The organism is Aliiroseovarius sp. Z3 (assembly GCF_029105185.1).
In the GTDB taxonomy this organism is placed as follows: domain Bacteria; phylum Pseudomonadota; class Alphaproteobacteria; order Rhodobacterales; family Rhodobacteraceae; genus Aliiroseovarius.
In genome coordinates this window covers 347,642-364,782 of sequence record NZ_JAFMZK010000001.1, presented here as the reverse complement: position 1 = coordinate 364,782, position 17,141 = coordinate 347,642, and the positions used below count along the sequence as shown (strand labels likewise).

Annotated in this window: 14 protein-coding genes; 9 read left to right on the top strand and 5 right to left on the bottom strand. The window is 58.8% G+C overall.

Features of this window, described 5'->3' with window-relative positions:
- Window position 1 precedes the first annotated feature (1 nt).
- The 4 genes from J3R80_RS01830 (at window position 2) to prfB (ending at window position 4,793) form a co-directional block, all read left to right on the top strand.
- Window positions 2–1,660, top strand: a complete 1,659-nt coding sequence (locus J3R80_RS01830) for an alpha-amylase family glycosyl hydrolase (RefSeq protein ID WP_275392047.1) — start codon at window positions 2–4, stop codon at window positions 1,658–1,660.
- Window positions 1,661–2,770: a sn-glycerol-3-phosphate ABC transporter ATP-binding protein UgpC gene (gene ugpC / locus J3R80_RS01825; protein ID WP_275392046.1), complete on the top strand. Its 1,110-nt coding sequence runs from the start codon at window positions 1,661–1,663 to the stop codon at window positions 2,768–2,770.
- A gap of 97 nt (window positions 2,771–2,867) precedes the next feature.
- Window positions 2,868–3,599, top strand: a complete 732-nt coding sequence (locus tag J3R80_RS01820; protein ID WP_275392045.1) for a hypothetical protein — start codon at window positions 2,868–2,870, stop codon at window positions 3,597–3,599.
- 66 nt (window positions 3,600–3,665) lie between these two features.
- Window positions 3,666–4,793 (top strand): peptide chain release factor 2, encoded by a 1,128-nt coding sequence (gene prfB / locus J3R80_RS01815; RefSeq protein ID WP_275392044.1) that lies wholly within the window; start codon window positions 3,666–3,668, stop codon window positions 4,791–4,793.
- A gap of 162 nt (window positions 4,794–4,955) precedes the next feature.
- Here the strand turns inward: prfB and J3R80_RS01810 are convergent, their stop codons facing one another.
- Window positions 4,956–5,759 carry a lytic transglycosylase domain-containing protein gene (locus tag J3R80_RS01810; protein WP_275392043.1) on the bottom strand — a complete coding sequence of 268 codons (804 nt, stop codon included), beginning with the start codon at window positions 5,757–5,759 and terminating at the stop codon, window positions 4,956–4,958.
- A gap of 213 nt (window positions 5,760–5,972) precedes the next feature.
- Here J3R80_RS01810 and J3R80_RS01805 point away from each other — a divergent pair, with 213 nt between their 5' ends.
- A complete protein-coding gene (locus tag J3R80_RS01805; RefSeq protein WP_275392042.1) occupies window positions 5,973–6,761 on the top strand; it encodes a DUF2189 domain-containing protein in 789 nt (262 codons plus the stop codon).
- 90 nt (window positions 6,762–6,851) lie between these two features.
- Here the strand turns inward: J3R80_RS01805 and J3R80_RS01800 are convergent, their stop codons facing one another.
- The 4 genes from J3R80_RS01800 to bcp form a co-directional block, all read right to left on the bottom strand.
- Entirely contained in the window at window positions 6,852–7,364 is a 513-nt protein-coding gene (locus J3R80_RS01800; RefSeq protein ID WP_275392041.1) for a polymer-forming cytoskeletal protein, read from the bottom strand.
- The gene (locus J3R80_RS01795; protein WP_275392040.1) at window positions 7,354–8,658 is read right to left on the bottom strand and encodes a M23 family metallopeptidase; all 1,305 of its coding nucleotides are present in this window, start codon (window positions 8,656–8,658) and stop codon (window positions 7,354–7,356) included. Before J3R80_RS01795 ends, J3R80_RS01800 begins: the two co-directional genes overlap by 11 nt.
- Window positions 8,659–8,861: 203 nt before the next feature.
- Window positions 8,862–9,734: a ferritin-like domain-containing protein gene (locus J3R80_RS01790; protein ID WP_275392039.1), complete on the bottom strand. Its 873-nt coding sequence runs from the start codon at window positions 9,732–9,734 to the stop codon at window positions 8,862–8,864.
- Complete coding sequence (gene bcp, locus J3R80_RS01785; protein ID WP_275392038.1) at window positions 9,731–10,213, bottom strand: thioredoxin-dependent thiol peroxidase; 483 nt, start codon at window positions 10,211–10,213, stop codon at window positions 9,731–9,733. Before bcp ends, J3R80_RS01790 begins: the two co-directional genes overlap by 4 nt.
- A 30-nt stretch (window positions 10,214–10,243) precedes the next feature.
- Here bcp and J3R80_RS01780 point away from each other — a divergent pair, with 30 nt between their 5' ends.
- The 4 genes from J3R80_RS01780 (at window position 10,244) to J3R80_RS01765 (ending at window position 17,122) form a co-directional block, all read left to right on the top strand.
- Window positions 10,244–13,993 (top strand): AsmA-like C-terminal region-containing protein, encoded by a 3,750-nt coding sequence (locus tag J3R80_RS01780; protein ID WP_275392037.1) that lies wholly within the window; start codon window positions 10,244–10,246, stop codon window positions 13,991–13,993.
- 61 nt (window positions 13,994–14,054) lie between these two features.
- Window positions 14,055–15,116, top strand: coding sequence for a tRNA preQ1(34) S-adenosylmethionine ribosyltransferase-isomerase QueA (queA, locus tag J3R80_RS01775; protein ID WP_275392036.1), 1,062 nt, complete (start codon window positions 14,055–14,057; stop codon window positions 15,114–15,116).
- A 97-nt stretch (window positions 15,117–15,213) separates the two neighbouring features.
- A complete protein-coding gene (locus tag J3R80_RS01770) occupies window positions 15,214–16,461 on the top strand; it encodes an MFS transporter (protein WP_275392035.1) in 1,248 nt (415 codons plus the stop codon).
- Between the two features lie 70 nt (window positions 16,462–16,531).
- The gene (locus tag J3R80_RS01765; RefSeq protein WP_275392034.1) at window positions 16,532–17,122 is read left to right on the top strand and encodes a DUF924 family protein; all 591 of its coding nucleotides are present in this window, start codon (window positions 16,532–16,534) and stop codon (window positions 17,120–17,122) included.
- Window positions 17,123–17,141: the final 19 nt, after the last annotated feature.

The following is a 17,141-nucleotide window of genomic DNA, read 5'->3' as shown; positions in this document are numbered from 1 at the left end:
AATGAACGCAACTGTCATAAATCGCGAAATGACCCATCTTGAAAAGCAGGCTGACTGGTGGCGCGGGGCGGTGATCTATCAGATCTATCCGCGCAGCTTTCAGGATGACAACGGAGACGGGATCGGGGATCTGCGCGGGATCACGCGCCGCTTGCCCTATGTCGCGTCGCTGGGCGTCGATGCGATCTGGATCTCACCTTTTTTCACCTCGCCGATGAAGGATTTCGGCTATGACGTGGCCGATTACTGCGATGTTGACCCGATGTTCGGCACGCTGGCAGATTTTGACACGTTGGTAAGGTCGGCGCATGGGCAGGGGCTGAAGGTCATGATCGACCTCGTGCTGAGTCACAGTTCCGACGAGCATCCATGGTTCGGTGAAAGCCGCGCAGATCGCGACAATGAAAAGGCCAATTGGTATGTCTGGGCCGATGCGAAACCCGATGGCACGCCACCCAACAACTGGTTGTCGATTTTCGGTGGCTCGGCCTGGACGTGGGACGCACGGCGTTGCCAGTATTTCCTGCACAACTTCCTTGAGTCACAACCTGACCTGAACTTCCACGAACCCGCGGTTCAAGACGCATTGCTGGATGTGGCGCGGTTCTGGTTGGAGCGTGGCGTGGACGGCTTTCGTCTGGACACCATCAACTTTTATACCCATGACGCCGAGCTGCGTGATAATCCGGCCTTGCCGCCGGATGCGCGCAATACCTCGATTGCGCCTGCGGTTAATCCCTATAACCATCAAGAGCACCTCTATGACAAAAACCGTCCCGAGACGTTGGATTTCCTGCGCAAATTGCGCGCGGTGATGGACCCTTACTGTGCGGCGGCTGTCGGTGAGGTCGGCGATGCCCAACGCGGGTTGGAAATCATGGGTGAATATACCGCCAATGATGATCTGGTTCAGATGTGTTACGCGTTCGAATTGCTGTCCGGCGACCAACCGGATGCGGCCGGTATCGCGGCGCTGATGGATCATGTGGCACAAGTGGCAAAGGATGGCTGGGCGTGCTGGGCCTATTCCAACCATGATGTCGTGCGCCACGCGACCCGATGGAAGTTGACCGAAGAAGCGCAAAAACTGTTCGTGTCGCTTTTGATGTGTCTGCGCGGGTCCGCCTGTATTTATCAGGGCGAGGAATTGGGACTGACCGAGGCCGAACTGGCCTTTGAAGATCTGCAAGATCCCTATGGCATAGAATTCTGGCCCGAGTTTAAGGGCCGGGATGGGTGCCGCACACCAATGGTTTGGGAGGCTTCAAACAGTCAGGGCGGTTTCACCACTGCCGCCAGGCCCTGGCTGCCCGTCGCGCCCGAACACCTGCGTCACGCTGTGGCCATGGCCGAGGAGGATACGCATGCGCTCCTGCACCATTACCGCCGTTCTATCGCATTGCGTCGAATGAACCCGGCATTGGCCAAGGGCACGATGGACGACATGCACGTCGAAGGAACCTCGTTGCGTTTCCTGCGTCAGCTCGGGGACGATCAGCTTCTATGTGTGTTCAATATCGGCGGATCAGACCAATCTGTCACTTTGCCCAACGGGCAATGGCAATCGGTCGAGGATGAACAACTCACAGTGACAGGCGGCGCGCCCTTTGTTCTTGGCGCGTGGCAATCGCTGGTGATGAAACCCGAGGGGGACAAGTAAATGGCCGATCTGAAATTGACGGATGTCGTGAAAAACTACGGCAATGTGAATGTGTTGGGGGATATCAACCTTGATATCAAGACGGGCGAGTTGATCGTGTTTGTCGGCCCCTCGGGCTGTGGCAAGTCCACGCTCCTGCGTATGATCGCGGGGCTGGAAAAGATCACCGATGGCACGTTGACGATTGATGGTGATGTGGTGAATGACATCCCACCCAGCCAGCGCGGCATTGCCATGGTGTTCCAATCCTATGCGCTTTATCCGCATATGACGGTCCGCGACAACATGGCCTTCGCGCTGAACATCGCCAAGAAACCGAAAGCCGAGATTGATGCGGCTGTCGACAAAGCGGCCAAGGCGTTGCAACTGGATCCTTATCTGGACCGTCTGCCCAAGGCGCTGTCAGGCGGGCAACGTCAGCGTGTCGCCATCGGGCGAGCCATTGTGCGCGACCCCAAGGTTTACCTGTTTGATGAACCACTTTCGAACCTTGACGCCGCGCTGCGTGTCGCCACACGGATCGAGATTTCGCAGCTGAAAGAGGCGATGCCGGACAGCACGATGATCTATGTGACCCATGATCAGGTCGAGGCGATGACGCTGGCCGACCGGATTGTGGTCTTAGCCAATAAGGGCATCGCACAGGTGGGCAGCCCGTTGGAGCTTTACGAACGTCCCCGCACCGAGTTCGTGGCGCAGTTCATCGGCTCGCCCGCCATGAACCTTCTGCCGGGCAAGATCACCACAACGGGCGCCCGGACCGAGGTGACGCTGGACGCGGGCGGCGTCGCGCGCACCGACATTGCCACCACCGACGCCGATATGGGCAAGGTCGTGAACCTTGGCGTGCGGCCCGAGGATTTTGTGCAAACCGAGGGCGAGGCGATCTTCACCGGCACGGTCGAGATCGTCGAGGCACTGGGAGAGGTTACGCTGCTCTACATCCCCTCGAAAATGTCGGTGGGCGAGGGGGCGGACAGCGCCAACCAGACCCACCTGATCGCCAAGGTGCCGGGCATCCATGACAACTTGAAGGGGCAGACGGTGAAGCTGACCGCCGACCCCGCCAAGCTGCAAATCTTCCATGACGGGGTGACGATGCGGGGGTAAGGCGATCGCGTCGATCATCCGCTGTGCCGATCTACCATTGATTGAGCGGCACGGCCCGGCCTAGGCTAATCGCACGAGGTTTGTGCGAGGTGATTTGATGAAACCGATATTGGCCATGATCGGCGCGGTGGGTCTGTATGGCGGATCAATCATCGCCGCGCTTGCCGAAACCGACAAGAACGCCTGCTATGGCGAAACTCTGGACGTGGTTCTTCAGGTCTATGAACCTACCGACGACAACGATGGTGAAGTGCAGTTTGCCTTGCCCAATCCCGCGTCATGGAATGCGCAATTGCGTGAGAACGGGATATGGCTGCGGGACCTGAGGTGTCAGGAAGAACCGATGGAAATCGGTGAGGTTTACGGGTCTGGTATGAGAGGTAAGTTTCAGGGTGCCATTGGTTTCAAACCTGGTGACCTGGAAATGGTTCGATCGCTAGAACTCGACGGAGGTATTTCGCGGGAAGCGATGGAAGAAGGGACATTCAGAACACTGGAAAGATTTAAAGATCGAATGGCTGGTATTCCCTTCGGCTTCAAACGCCTCGAATCAAAAACCGGTCAGTTGTTCGAAGAATATGATGATCGCACTTTTGCATCAGGTCTAATCCAATATCCGGAACACTACACAAGCCCCGTCGGGAACCCGATATTGGCGCGCTGCAGTGGATTTGGTTACTGCAAGATCAGCTACATGTTCAGCGACAGACTGCTCGTCGACTACGAGTTTCGCTCGTCTGTTGACTATGAGAAGCGCTGGATCGCCCAGGACCAAGCCGTCCGCAAGTTAATCGAAAGCTGGATGGTCGAACCCGCACCCAACAACTGATCATCTTGCCCATCCGCGCCCCTGTTGATATTGCGGGGGGCAGGTTTTCGGACAAGGGACGCACCCATGCGGGCAGAGGCTCAGAACAACGTTGACGCAATCGAGAAATCTCTGGCGCTGTTGCGTCAGCGGATCGGTTGGGACACGGCGGAACATCGGTTGGAGGAATTCAACGCGATGACCGAAGACCCGGATCTGTGGAACGATCCCGACAGGGCGCAAAAGCTGATGCGCGAACGTCAGGCGCTTTTGGATTCCGTCAACAGTTACAAGGCTATGGCGCAGGACCTTCAGGATAATATTGACCTGATCGAACTGGGCGAAATGGAAGAAGACACCGAGGTTGTTGCGGATGCCGAAACCGCGATTGCCAAGCTGGTCGAAAAAGCCGCCGCCGCCGAGTTGGAGGCGCTGCTGGACGGTGAAGCCGACAGCAATGACACGTTTCTGGAAATCAACGCCGGTGCGGGCGGCACGGAAAGCTGCGACTGGGCGTCAATGCTGGCGCGCATGTATGTCCGCTGGGCGGAAAAGCAGGGCTATAAGGTCGAGCTTCAGTCGGAAAGCGCGGGCGACGAGGCGGGGATAAAATCTGCGGCCTATAAGATTTCGGGGCACAATGCCTATGGCTGGCTGAAATCGGAAAGCGGCGTGCACCGGCTGGTGCGGATTTCGCCCTATGACTCGGCTGCGAAGCGGCACACGTCTTTCAGCTCGGTCTGGGTCTATCCCGTGGTGGACGATAATATCGAGATCGAGGTGAACCCGTCTGACATCCGCATCGACACCTATCGGTCATCGGGCGCGGGCGGGCAGCACGTGAACACGACCGACTCGGCGGTGCGGATCACCCACATCCCGACCGGGATCGTGACCACGAGTTCCGAGAAGTCCCAGCACCAGAACCGCGACATTGCCATGAAGGCGCTGAAATCGCGGCTGTATCAGATGGAACTGGATCGCCGCAATGCCGCGATCAACGAAGCCCATGAAAGCAAGGGTGACGCGGGGTGGGGCAACCAGATCCGGTCTTACGTGCTGCAACCCTATCAGATGGTGAAGGACCTGCGCACGGGGCATGAAACCTCGGACACCAAGGGGGTGCTCGACGGTGATCTGGGCGCGTTCATGGCCGCGGTTCTGGCGCAGGATGTGGCTGGCAAATCGCGCGCCGAGGCGAATGCCGACGACTAATAAGCGGCGAATGCCGACGACTAATCAGCGGCAAATGCCGACGACTAAAGCGTTTCGATTTGTCGTTGATGCACAAAGATACTTCGAAACGGTCGGACCCTATTGATGTCGTGGGCGTTTCGAAATCAAGCTGTGATCCAGCTTGATCTCGAAACGCTGTTATCAGCCGTCGATCCGCGCGGCCATGATTGCAATGGCCTGCTGATAGACGCTGGCCGCGTTCCATTCCTTGATCACCCGGTAATTGGTCTGGCCCTGTTGATAGCCTTTGCCGGGCTTCCAACCCTTCTTGCGCAGAAAATTCGCGGTCGACGCCAGTGCGTCGGCAAGGTTGTAAAGGTCGACCCGGCCATCCCCTGACGCGTCCACGCCGTAATTGAAAGCGTTGCCCGGCAGGAATTGCGTATGCCCCAGCTCGCCGTGCTTGGCACCGCGCGTGTTGGCAGTGATTGTTCCACGGTCCACCAGCTTCAGCGCCCCGATGGCGTGAGGCGTGAAAAAATTTGGCCTACGGCAATCATAGGCCAACGTGGTGATTGCGGACACGACGGGCGTGTCCCCCATGAAGCCGCCAAACCCTGTCTCCATCCCATGAATGGCCAACAGGACGCCCGCAGGCACGCCAAAGTGCTTTTCCAGCGATTGATAGAACCCCGGATTGCCCGCCTTGCGCTTGCGCCCCTGCGCCACAATCGTATCAGCCCCGCGCACCTGCATGAATTTCGACAACGAGTATTTGAACGATTTCTGGTTGCGATCCGCACGGATGGTCGCGGTGGAATATTTTGCGGTGGCCAGCGCCTGCAGCCCACGTTGCCCAACCCCGGCGGCCTTGGCGTCTTTGGCAAACGCAGCCTTCCAGCTTTCAAATCCACTGGCATTGTTGCCGCAAGTGGCCCCAAGCGTGATGCCTGTGCTCAATGTAAGGATGAAACCAGCAGCGGTAAGCGTTCTGAAAATAGACATAAAGAAAGTTCCTTCGTTCGGACCTCTTAATAGTATGACTTTTGCCTTGTTGGTAAAGGCTTTGCTTGCATGACCCGGATTCTGAGGGTGCGCGGTGTTAACTCTCGGCATGGTAACAGAAATTAACACATTCAGAAACTTGACGGATTGCGTGTAAGTCGCAAAACTCTCACCACGCGCGAAAACAAAAATTAACAGGCGCATGGAGGTGATATGTCTGATTCAACTCATTTGGAGGCTTCTGCGCCGCCGAATATCGAAACCATCGGATTTGACGATATCGTTTCGTCGCTGAAGGCAGGGGTGCGAGATTTCGTGCGTGCGCCGGGCTTTGGCCTGTTTTTCGCCGGGTTCTACGTGATTATGGGGATCGTGATTTACCTTCAGCTGGATGTTCTGGAACAAAGCTACTGGATCATTCCGGTCGCCCTTGGGTTTCCGCTGCTTGCCCCGTTCCTTGCGGTCGGTTTGTACGAGGTCAGCCGACGCCTGGAGGCCGGAGAGCCGCTGGACTGGGCGCAGGTGTTGGGGGTCGTGTTCAACCAGAAGGATCGGCAGTTTCCGTCCATCGCCATGGTGATCATCATGATCTTCATGTTCTGGGTCTTCGTCGCGCATCTTGTCTTCGCGATCTTCATGGGGCTTGAGCCGCTGACCAACATTACCTCGAACTGGCAGGATGCACTGTTGAACCGCAATGGCATCACGATGCTGACGGTGGGCACGGTGGTCGGGACCGTGCTGGCCTTCTGCTTGTTCTCGCTGACCGTGACCAGTTTGCCGCTGCTTCTGGACCGTGAACTGGATTTCATTACTGCAATGATCTATTCGTTCCAGTCCGTCCTGCAAAACCTGCTGCCGATGGTAAGCTGGGGCGTTATCATCTCTGGTCTGATGCTGATCGGAATGTTGCCGTTTTTTCTGGGGTTGTTCGTGGTTCTGCCGGTTCTGGGACATGCGACCTGGCATCTGTACCGGCGCGTTATGAGCTTTGACGCCTGAACAGGTTGTGGGGCGCTTTGAACCAACACAGCCCCAAAACATGAAGGCCGCCCAATGGGCGGCCTTGTTCGTTCCGGTTTGTGAACCGGGTCAGCCGTTGTCGGATTTCGGCGCGGCCGGGGCTTGCGGCGCGGGTTTTGCGCCGCCCAGCGGATCATCCTGACGCTGCACAGAGCCTTCGAAATGCGCACCGCTTTCAATGGCAATGGTCTTGTGGATAATGTCGCCTTCCACACGCGCCGACGAGGTCAGGCGCACTTTCAGGCCGCGCAGGCGGCCAATGATGCGGCCATTGATCACAACGTCATCGCCGATGACTTCGCCTTTGACCGTGGCGGTTTCGCCAATGGTCAGCTGGTGGGCGCGAATGTCGCCTTCGACGGTGCCTTCGACCAGGATATCGCCGGTCGACTTGATGTCGCCCTTGATCACCAGGTCCGAGGACAGGGTGGATGCGGGCGGCTTGACCTTTGGGGCAGCCGACGAAGGTGCGGGCGGAACGGCCGGGGCCGAAGATGCGGGCTTGTCGGTCTTCGCCTCGGTTTTGGTTTCCTTGTCACCGGCTTTGGGGCCGGGTTCATTGATCCTGCTTTTAGAGAACATCTTTTGCTGCCTTGATATAGACCATCGGGTTGATGGGCTTGCCGCCGACGCGCACCTCGTAGTGAAGATGCGGTCCGGTCGACCGCCCGGAGTTTCCAATATCACCAATTCTATCCCCGCGCGAGACCCTTTGTCCTTTTTGCACGTTCATGCGCGAAAGATGGGCATATCGCGTTTCGATACCAAACTCGTGTTGGATCTTGATAAGCCGTCCATAGCCCGAGCTCCACGAGGCGCTGACCACGACACCATCTGCTGGCGCATAGACAGGGGTGCCAATAGGGGCCGCGAAATCCGTACCATTGTGCATGCGGCCCCAGCGCGATCCAAAGCCCGACGTAAACCGGAAGTTGGATTTGACCGGCATTCCGAACGGCATTTTCTGAGCGGCGATGCGATACAGGTTCATCTTGTCCAGCTCGCTCAGGATGTTGTTGGCGCGTTCTGCGTCAGGATCCGGGCCTTGTCCACGCGTTGACAGGATCATCGGTGTCAGCGGGCCACCCTGACCGGAATAGCCACGGCGGACCTGATCGAGGATGTGATCGACCGACATGCCGGATTTGGCGAACATCTTGTCCAGCGGCTCCAGCGAGATGGTCACGGCATCTTCAAGCTGGCGGAAGATCTGATCATTGCGTTCATCGCGCAGGCGGGCTTCGTAAAGCATATCCTGTGCAAACCGTTCGGCTTCAACTGCGTTTTGCGCCACCAGATCGCGTTCGGCTGCGGTGCGCGTCAGCTCTGATGTCAGAAAGGCCAGTGTGGCATCGGTTTGGGCCGGGGCAACACCTGACCCACCTGTCGTTTGCTCGTCCTGCGCAGCGGCCAGCATCGTTTCAAGGCTGTCCTTGGCATCGTCACGTTCGCCCATGGTGCGACGCAAGGTGGATTGGATCACACCGATGCCAGTTTCAAATTCTTTGCGGCGCTCTTCGGATGCCAGCAACTCGCTCTGCATCTCCGAGATTTCGCTGAGGGCGAGGTTAAACCGTTCCTGTGCGGCTGCTGCTTCGGCGGCGCGGGCGTCGCGTTCTTCGGACAGGGTTTGCAGCCGTTGTTCATACAGAAGTTTGTCGCGTTGCGCCTGATCGCGCATATTGCCGGACCCGATGGAATCCATCAACAGAACGGCGGTGGCGATGATGGACCATGCAATGAACGCGGCCGAGCCTGTCCAGCCAAGGGCTTGCGTCAACGGAGACAGTCGGATGTATCGCGTGCCCGTCTCGGATCGCAGGAAAAGCCGCTGCTCGGGGAACGCACGTTCAAGTAGGTGGTTAACCTTGTTCATCAAGCTGATATGCAAGTCCGAAGCCCCGAATTCATCCCTTTGATCCCTTGTCCGTAGGAAATGCAGCTTCTAATGGCGACCCCCGCAGACCCGAGGTGATTAACGCGGGCGACACATTCACGCAAGAGATTTTGAAATTGCTTAACAATTGTCGTGGTTTCGAGCGAGAATCTGCCGACGTCGGCGGGTGTCGGGACCAATGATCAATCCGGCGTGCCGCGCGACTGTGCCGCTGTTTTCTCGGCAAGGGGCCAATAGAAATCTGGCGGCAATCCAGCCTCGGCGCGTTTTTCTTCGTTGAATGGCGGCTTCAAAGCGCCATGGAAATAGGTGCGGACCAAACCGTGAAACGTCTCTTTCGGGTCCAGCTCGTGACGCCCGCAGAGAAAGTGAAACCATTTCGATCCATAGGCGACGTGCCCCACCTCTTCAGCATAAATCACTTCAAGCGCCGCCACGGTGTCGTTCAGCTTGGCTTTGCGAAACACCTCGATCATGCCGGGTGTGACATCCAGCCCGCGGGCCTCCAGCACCATGGGGACGACGGCAAGCCGCCCCAGAAGATCATCCGCCGTATCTTCGGCGGCGCGCCACATACCCGCATGGGCGGCCAACGCGCCGTAATGGCTGTCCAACGCCTCAAGACAGTCGCTTACAAGATTGAAATGCTTTGCCTCTTCGTCGGCGGCTTTCACCCAATCGTCATAAAAACCCAACGGCATCGGTGTGTCGGTGAAACGCGCAATGATGTCCCAATGCAAATCCACCGCGTTCAGTTCGATATGCGCAACGGCGTGCAGAAGCGCGATTTGACCTTCGCGGCTGCCGGGACGGCGGCGGGGCACGTCACGCGGGTCTTTCAATTCCGGCCGGTCAGGACGGGCGGGGAAATCAGGCGGCGTGGCGGCGGCGATGAATTGATCGCGGTCGGTGAGCGGCGCGACGATTGCACCAGCCTCGCGTGCTGCAAACCATTCGGTTGCGTATTTGCGGGCCAGCGCGGTCTTTTCGCGCCCGTCTGCGGTGCGCAATACGGCATCAGCCATTTCTGCAAGTGGGCGGGACAGGGCGGTCATGAACGAACCAGATCACGGGTGGCGGCCAATACTTCGTCCGCGTGGCCCTTTACCTTCACCTTTCCCCAGATTTGCGCGATCTTGCCGTCTGAGCCGATCAGGAATGTGGTGCGCGTGATCCCCATATAGGTGCGGCCATAGTTCTTCTTCTCGCCCCAGACACCGTAACGTTCACAAACGTCACCTTCGGCATCTGACAGCAAAGGCACGCTGAGGTCTTGCTTGTTGCGGAAGTTCTCGTGCTTTTTCAGGCTGTCTTTTGACACACCGAACACCTTCGCGCCAAGCGCCTCAAATTCGGGCAGAAGGGCCGAAAAATCCAGCGCCTCTGTGGTGCAACCGGGCGTGTTGTCCTTGGGGTAGAAATACAGCACCACCGGCGCCGGGGCGAGCCCGGACAAAGTCACAGGTTCACCGCCGTCCTGGGGCAGTGTGAAATCCGGCGCAATATCGCCTGTCTTCAGCATGTTATCCGTCATTCGCTTGGCATTCCCTGTGCTAAGTCGCTAGTGTTTCCCGAACTTTCCTTCTATGCCGTATCGCATCAGGATGAAAGGCGCGAGGCCGCACGGCCAAAGGGCATCTGGGCGATCTGCATGGACAACGACGACAAGCCGACAGGACAAGAGGACGCCAAGGGTGCGCGCCCAGTCTGCGATGGTGATGTGTCGTCCACGCAAGACCACCTATCTGAATTGGAAGCTGAGGACGGTTCGTCGGAGGACGACGTCGGTTTGGACATCGGCGCCGAACCAGAAGAAACGGCCACGAAGAACGTCTCGGATGAAGGCGACGCCGATGATGCCTCGGACAAAAACGTGCCGGAAGATGTGGGTTCCGCTGACACGGTCACAGATTCAACCCCCCTTGCTGCGACAGCCCGGTTTCCGCGCCGACGCAAAGCGAGAGGACTGGAAAAACACGAGATTTGCCCTGAACGGCGCGCGCGCCGCCGAAAGAGGCTAAAATGGCATTTCGGCATCTGGTCCTTTTTGCTGGTCGTCTTGGCGACGCTGTTTCTGGCGCTGTTGTCGATGTCGGTGACGGGGCATGTTTTTGTTCTGCCGAAATGGGCAACCGAACGGATCGAAGAGAAGATCAACAACCAGACGAACCGTGTAAAGTTGTCGCTGTCACAGGTCGAACTGGGTGTAACCCGACTTGGTCTGCCGCGATTGCGGCTGGTGGATCTTGGGGTAAAGGACGAAACGGGGCTGGAGATCGGGCGGCTGAACGCGGTGGAAGGGTCGTTGCTTCTGCGTCCGGTTTTGTCTGGTCGCGTCGAACCCGCAACCTTGTCGCTGCGCGGGGCGCAGATCACCATTCGGCGCAGTCGTGATGGGTCATTTGACTTGAGCCTTGGGCAGGGGATCGGGGCAAGCGGTGATCTGGCGTCGGTTCTGGATCGTATCGATGCCGTGTTCACGACCGGTATTCTGTCCAACAGCGAACGCATTTCGGCCACGAACCTGACCCTGACGCTTGAGGATGCACGGTCCGGGCGGTTGTGGCAAGTGACCGACGGCGCGCTAAGCATTACCCAATCCGATCAAGCTGTTGATATGACGCTGTCTTTTGACGTGTTCAATCAAACGGAAGAGCTGGCTGAAACGGTGCTTGGCTTTCGTTCGGTCAAAGGCAGTTCATCGGCGCGCCTGACGGCGACCTTCAAGAATGCGCGTGCCCGTGACATTGCCGCCCAGACCCCTCTTTTGACGTTTCTGGGGCTGGTGGATGCCCCGATTTCTGGCGCATTGCGGACGGTCATTGACGATACTGGACAGGTGTCCGGTCTGGCGGGAACGCTGGAGTTCGGCGCAGGCAGCCTGTCGCCCGATCCTGCGGCCAAGCCCGTGAAGTTCAATGGCGGCAAGGTCTATCTGGATTATGACCCGGAACGCGAGCGGATGAACTTCGCCCAGGCTTCGCTACAATCGGATTGGGGCGAGGTGCAGGCCGATGGGCATTCTTACTTGCGCGGTTGGGTGGGCGGCTGGCCGACCGAATTGCTGGGGCAATTGAATGTTACCCATGCGCGGATCAGTCCACCGGATATATTCGAGAACCCATTGCTGTTGGGGCAAGGATCGGCGGATTTTCGGCTCAACCTTAACCCGTTCCGGGTTGATGTGGGGCAATTCGCGATCACACATGATGGCGCGCTGGCAACGGGTCGCGCGCGGATTGGTGTCGGATCTGACGGGTGGTCAGTGGCTATTGATGCAGCCGCCGATCAGGTCAACCCCGGACAGGTCACAGCTTTCTGGCCCCTGACCAATGGCGCACGCACCCGCGTCTGGGCACGAGACAACGTGACCAAGGGGCGGTTCACCAATGTCAACGTGGCGTGGCGAAAAGAACAGGACCGTCCGGCGCATACCGCACTGAGCGCGACGTTTGATGGCGTGACCGTACGAGCGGTCAAGGAAATGGTGCCGATCGAAAACGCCAGCGGACAATTCACGATTGATGGGCGACGTCTGGTGGTCACGGCAGATCACGGGGTGTTGCGTCCGCTGGATCGAAACGGAAAGGTGGCGGGTGTCCTGGACGCCGCGGGCACCAGCTTCGTGATCCCCCAGATGGGGCGGCGACCCGAAGACCCCACGGCCCCGCGCCCGCCGGTGCCCGCCTGGGTGGACTTGTCGGTAAGCGGCCCGCTGACGGCGGCGCTCCATCTGCTGGACGACAAACCATTCCGTATTTTCCGCGACACCCCTGAGGGGGCGATTGGCCCGGATATGGCCAGCGGGCGGGTGGAGCTTGGCGGTCGGATCGACATCGAAATGCAGCGCAAAGCGCCCCGCAGCGCGATCGACTATCAATTGGCGGGCACGCTCAGCGCCGTCAAAAGCGACACGATTGTAAACGGGCGACCTTTGGAGTTGCCCACCGCCGATCTGACCGTCAACACCGATGGTATCAGCATCAGTGGGCAGGGAAGATTGTCGGGTGTTCCAGTCACCGGGACATGGGCACAGTCATTCGATGGGGATGCGAGCTCGGGGCGCTCGACCGTCACCGGCAACATGACGTTGGATCAGACCTTCCTTGAGGCGTTCTCGATCGGGCTGCCGGCGGACAGCGTGACCGGTTCGACAGAAGCAAGTTACAAGGTTGCCCTTGCGCGCGGCGAGGCCCCGCGCATCACGCTTGATGCACCGCTGAACGGCGTCGGCCTGAACATATCAGCACTCGGCTGGTCCAAATCGAAGGGAAGCAGTGGGGCGCTCAGCCTGTCGGGCAAGCTGGGATCGGTCCCCGTGATTGAAGAGCTTTCATTGCGCGCGCCGGGGCTTGATGCAAATGGCAGCGTCATCATGGCCGAAGGCGGTGGGCTGGTCGCCGCGCAGTTTGACCGGGTGACGCTGGGCGGTTGGCTGGATGCGCCAGTAACGCTGACGGGGCGTGGGGAAGGAAAACCGGTTTCAGTCACCGTCAAGGGTGGCACCGTGGATATGCGCAAGACCACTTTGGGGTCAGGCAAGGGTGGTGGTTCAGGTGGTGAACCTGTGCCGATCTCGTTGCTGCTGGACCGGCTCATCATCTCGGAAGGGATCACGATCACCGGGTTCGACGGCGATTTTACCCAGACGGGCGGTGGGTTGAATGGCACTTTCCGGGGCCAGATTGGCGGCGGTCCCGCCATTCGTGGCACGGCTGCGCCACAGCCGAACGGCACGGCGTTTCGGTTAACCAGCAAGAGCGCGGGTGGGGTTTTGCGTGCTGCGGGTGTCCTGAAAAATGCCAGGAAAGGCGAAATGGAGCTGATCCTCGCCCCCGGTGGTCGCAAGGGCGTGTATGACGGTGATCTGAAAATCAAGAATATTGACGTGCATGATGCGCCCGCGATGGCCGAACTGCTGTCGGCCATTTCGGTGGTCGGCTTGTTGCAGCAGCTTGGCGGGCAGGGCATTCCCTTTACCGACGTGGATGCGCGGTTCCGTTTGGACCCGGACAAGATCACGATCTATGAGGGGGCCGCGACAGGGCATTCCATGGGTATCTCGATGGACGGATACTATTTCCTTGGATCAGGCCAATTGGACATGCAGGGGGTGATCTCACCCTTCTACGTGGTGAATTCGGCCGGGCGCATCTTTGCACGTAAGGGCGAGGGGTTGGTGGGCTTCAACTATACCCTCAAGGGGACCGCGTCCGATCCCAAGGTTGGGGTTAATCCGCTGTCCTTGTTCACACCGGGCTTTTTCCGCGACATTTTCCGCCGCAACCCGCCGCCGCGACCGCAGGCCGAATGATCGGTCAGCGATCGTCAGGAACCCGTTGACGGGGCGCGCGAAGCCCCCTACACGCGCCGCCATGAAACTAAGTGATTTTGACTTTGATCTGCCCGATGACCTGATCGCGACGCGCCCGGCGCGGCCGCGCACCGCAAGCCGTATGCTTGTGGCGACGCCCGATCACATCACCGATGCCCATGTCAGCGATCTGACCAATTGGCTGCGGCCCGGCGACCGGCTGGTTCTGAACGACACGAAGGTCATTCCGGGTCGGTTGTTTGGCACCCGCACACGGGCCGGGCAAGCCGCCGGAGAGGGTGTGGCGAAGATCGAGGTCACACTGCTGTCGCCAGACGGGGCAGGGCAATGGCATGTGATGGCCAGACCCCTGCGCAAGCTGCGCGACGGGGATGTCATCGTTTTTTCGGACGCGCTTTCGGCAACTTTTCTGGGCCGGGATGAAGATCAGGCACTGATACGTTTCAACCTTGAAGGCGACCGGTTCGATGCCGCGCTGACCATGGTCGGGAACATGCCGCTGCCACCTTACATCGCCGCGAAGCGTGCTGCAGATGCGCAAGATAACGAAGATTATCAGACCGTGTTTGCCCGCCACTCGGGTGCTGTCGCAGCGCCCACAGCATCGCTTCATTTTGACGACGGACTGCTTGACCAGATCAAATCCATGGGCGTCGGGCTGACCCATGTCACGCTGCATGTGGGGGCGGGGACTTTCCTGCCCGTCAAGGTCGATGACATATCGCAGCACAAGATGCATGCCGAGTGGGGGCGGGTCAGCACCACCGCCGCGCAGGAGATCGAGGCGACCATCGCCTCCGGTGGCCGCATCATTCCTGTGGGCACCACCGCGCTGCGCCTGATCGAAAGCGCGGCGACCGGTCCGGGCCAAATTGCGCCGTGGCAGGGCGAAACCGATATTTTCATCACGCCCGGTTTTCAGTTCAATGTGACCGATGGCCTGATGACCAATTTCCACTTGCCTAAATCGACGCTGATGATGTTGGTGTCGGCGCTGATGGGGGTGGATCGGATGCGCGCGGTCTATGATCACGCCATCGCAGAGCGCTATCGCTTCTTTTCCTACGGTGACAGTTCGCTGCTCTTGCCCGACAGGCCCTAGCGATTTGGCCGGTGCCGGGCCGTTACATGTCGTGAAATGCCCTTTGATTCTGGCCATGTGTTGTTAGGCTCTTACCCAACGCAAACAGGAGATTCCCATGCTTCAGGTCTTGTCGAGCTCTTGGGCGCTGCTTCTTGGTATGATGCTGCTGATGGTCGGCAACGGGGTGCAAGGCACGCTGTTGGGGATCCGGGGTGGCTTGGAAGGGTTTTCCACCTTTCAGCTGTCGATGGTCATGTCCGGCTATTTCGCGGGCTTCCTGTTTGGGTCGCGCATGGCCCCGATCATGATCCGGCGGGTGGGGCATGTTCGGGTCTTTGCCGCGCTTGGGTCTTTCATCTCGGCGGTGCTGATCCTGTATCCCGCGCTTACGGACCCATGGGCCTGGACCGCATTGCGGGTGATCGTGGGGTTCTGCTTCTCGGGTGTGTATGTCACGGCGGAAAGCTGGTTGAACAACGCCGCCGACAATGAAAACCGCGGCAAGGCGCTGTCGCTTTACATGTTTGTGCAGATGGTGGGGATTATCGCAGCCCAGGGGCTTCTGGTGATCGGGGATCCCGGCGGGTTCATCCTGTTCATCCTGCCGTCAGTGCTTGTTTCGATCGCTTTTGCCCCCATTCTTCTGTCGGTGAATCCAACCCCTGCGTTTGAAACGACAAAGGGCCTGAGCCTGCGCGAGCTGTTCCATATCTCGCCTATGGGATGTGTGGGATTCATGTTGCTGGGGGGCGTGTTCTCTGCTCAGTTTGGCATGGCCTCTGTGTTCGGTCAGCAGGTCGGGTTGAAGATTGGACAGATCTCGGTTTTCGTGTCGGCGCTTTATATTGGCGGGCTGGTGCTGCAATATCCCATTGGCTGGATATCGGACCGGATGGACCGGCGTGTGCTGATCCTGATTGTCACAGCCATCGCGGCCGTCGCGGCCTTGTTGCCGGTTTTGTTCGGTGCCCGCTACGAGCTTCTTTTGCTGGCCGCATTCTTTCTGGGCGGGATGACCAACCCGCTTTATGCGTTGCTTTTGGCCTATGTGAACGACTTCCTTGAGCCTGACGACATGCCTGCCGCATCCGCCGGGCTGATCTTCATCAACGGGATGGGGGCGATTGCCGGTCCAGTGGTCACCGGTTGGGTCATGGGCGTGATGGGACCGCTGGGGTTCTTTGGCTATATGGCGCTGCTGTTGGTCGGCTTCCTGATCTATGGCCTGTGGCGTATGACACAGCGGTCGGGTCCGTCCCCCAGGGATACGGGCGCTTACATGACCATGTCGCCAGCCGCTTCACCCGTTGCTGTGGACATGGCGCAAGAAGTCTGGGCCGAAGAGGCGGAAGAGGACGAATAGCCTTGCGCATTCGTCCCGCCTTGCACTGTGTTCCTTTCCGGCTAGGGTGAAGGAAACAGGAGGCACAGCCATGACAGAGCCGCAAGAGATCATCACGTTCTGGTTCGACGAGGTCGGAGAGAAGGGGTGGTACACTGCCTCGGACAAGCTGGACGATACGATCCGCGCACGCTTCATGGCAGATTACGAGGCCGCGCGGGACGGCAAGCGCGACCATTGGCGCGACACGCCGCAGGGGGCGTTGGCTTTTCTCATCCTGACGGATCAGTTTCCGCGCAACATGTTTCGTGGCGATGCACGGTCGTTTGCAACCGATCCGGCGGCGCGGGCCTGTTCTGATCATGCCATTGAACGCGGGCTGGATATGCAGATTCCGTTGCCCGATCGGCAGTTTTTCTATCTGCCTTTCATGCATAGCGAAGCAATGGAGGATCAGGACCGTTGCATCGCGCTGATGGCCGAGCGGATGTCCGACACGCCGGGGCAGGGCGATACGCTGCACGCGCGGGTCCACCGCGCCATCATTGATCGCTTCGGTCGTTTTCCCTATCGCAACGAGGCGTTGGGGCGCGAAACAACGGAAGAAGAGCGCACGTTTATTGAGGATGGCGGATACACTGCGCTTCGCAGAAAATTTGAAGCACAGGGCACAGAGGCGTGACGGTTAGGCCGCTGTCCGA

Coding starts and splice junctions, on each gene's coding strand:
- J3R80_RS01830 (WP_275392047.1), top strand. CDS start 2: ATGAACGCAACTGTCATAAATCGCGAAATGACCCATCTTGAAAAGCAG.
- ugpC (WP_275392046.1), top strand. CDS start 1,661: ATGGCCGATCTGAAATTGACGGATGTCGTGAAAAACTACGGCAATGTG.
- J3R80_RS01820 (WP_275392045.1), top strand. CDS start 2,868: ATGAAACCGATATTGGCCATGATCGGCGCGGTGGGTCTGTATGGCGGA.
- prfB (WP_275392044.1), top strand. CDS start 3,666: ATGCGGGCAGAGGCTCAGAACAACGTTGACGCAATCGAGAAATCTCTG.
- J3R80_RS01810 (WP_275392043.1), bottom strand. CDS start 5,759: ATGTCTATTTTCAGAACGCTTACCGCTGCTGGTTTCATCCTTACATTG.
- J3R80_RS01805 (WP_275392042.1), top strand. CDS start 5,973: ATGTCTGATTCAACTCATTTGGAGGCTTCTGCGCCGCCGAATATCGAA.
- J3R80_RS01800 (WP_275392041.1), bottom strand. CDS start 7,364: ATGTTCTCTAAAAGCAGGATCAATGAACCCGGCCCCAAAGCCGGTGAC.
- J3R80_RS01795 (WP_275392040.1), bottom strand. CDS start 8,658: ATGAACAAGGTTAACCACCTACTTGAACGTGCGTTCCCCGAGCAGCGG.
- J3R80_RS01790 (WP_275392039.1), bottom strand. CDS start 9,734: ATGACCGCCCTGTCCCGCCCACTTGCAGAAATGGCTGATGCCGTATTG.
- bcp (WP_275392038.1), bottom strand. CDS start 10,213: ATGACGGATAACATGCTGAAGACAGGCGATATTGCGCCGGATTTCACA.
- queA (WP_275392036.1), top strand. CDS start 14,055: ATGAAACTAAGTGATTTTGACTTTGATCTGCCCGATGACCTGATCGCG.
- J3R80_RS01770 (WP_275392035.1), top strand. CDS start 15,214: ATGCTTCAGGTCTTGTCGAGCTCTTGGGCGCTGCTTCTTGGTATGATG.
- J3R80_RS01765 (WP_275392034.1), top strand. CDS start 16,532: ATGACAGAGCCGCAAGAGATCATCACGTTCTGGTTCGACGAGGTCGGA.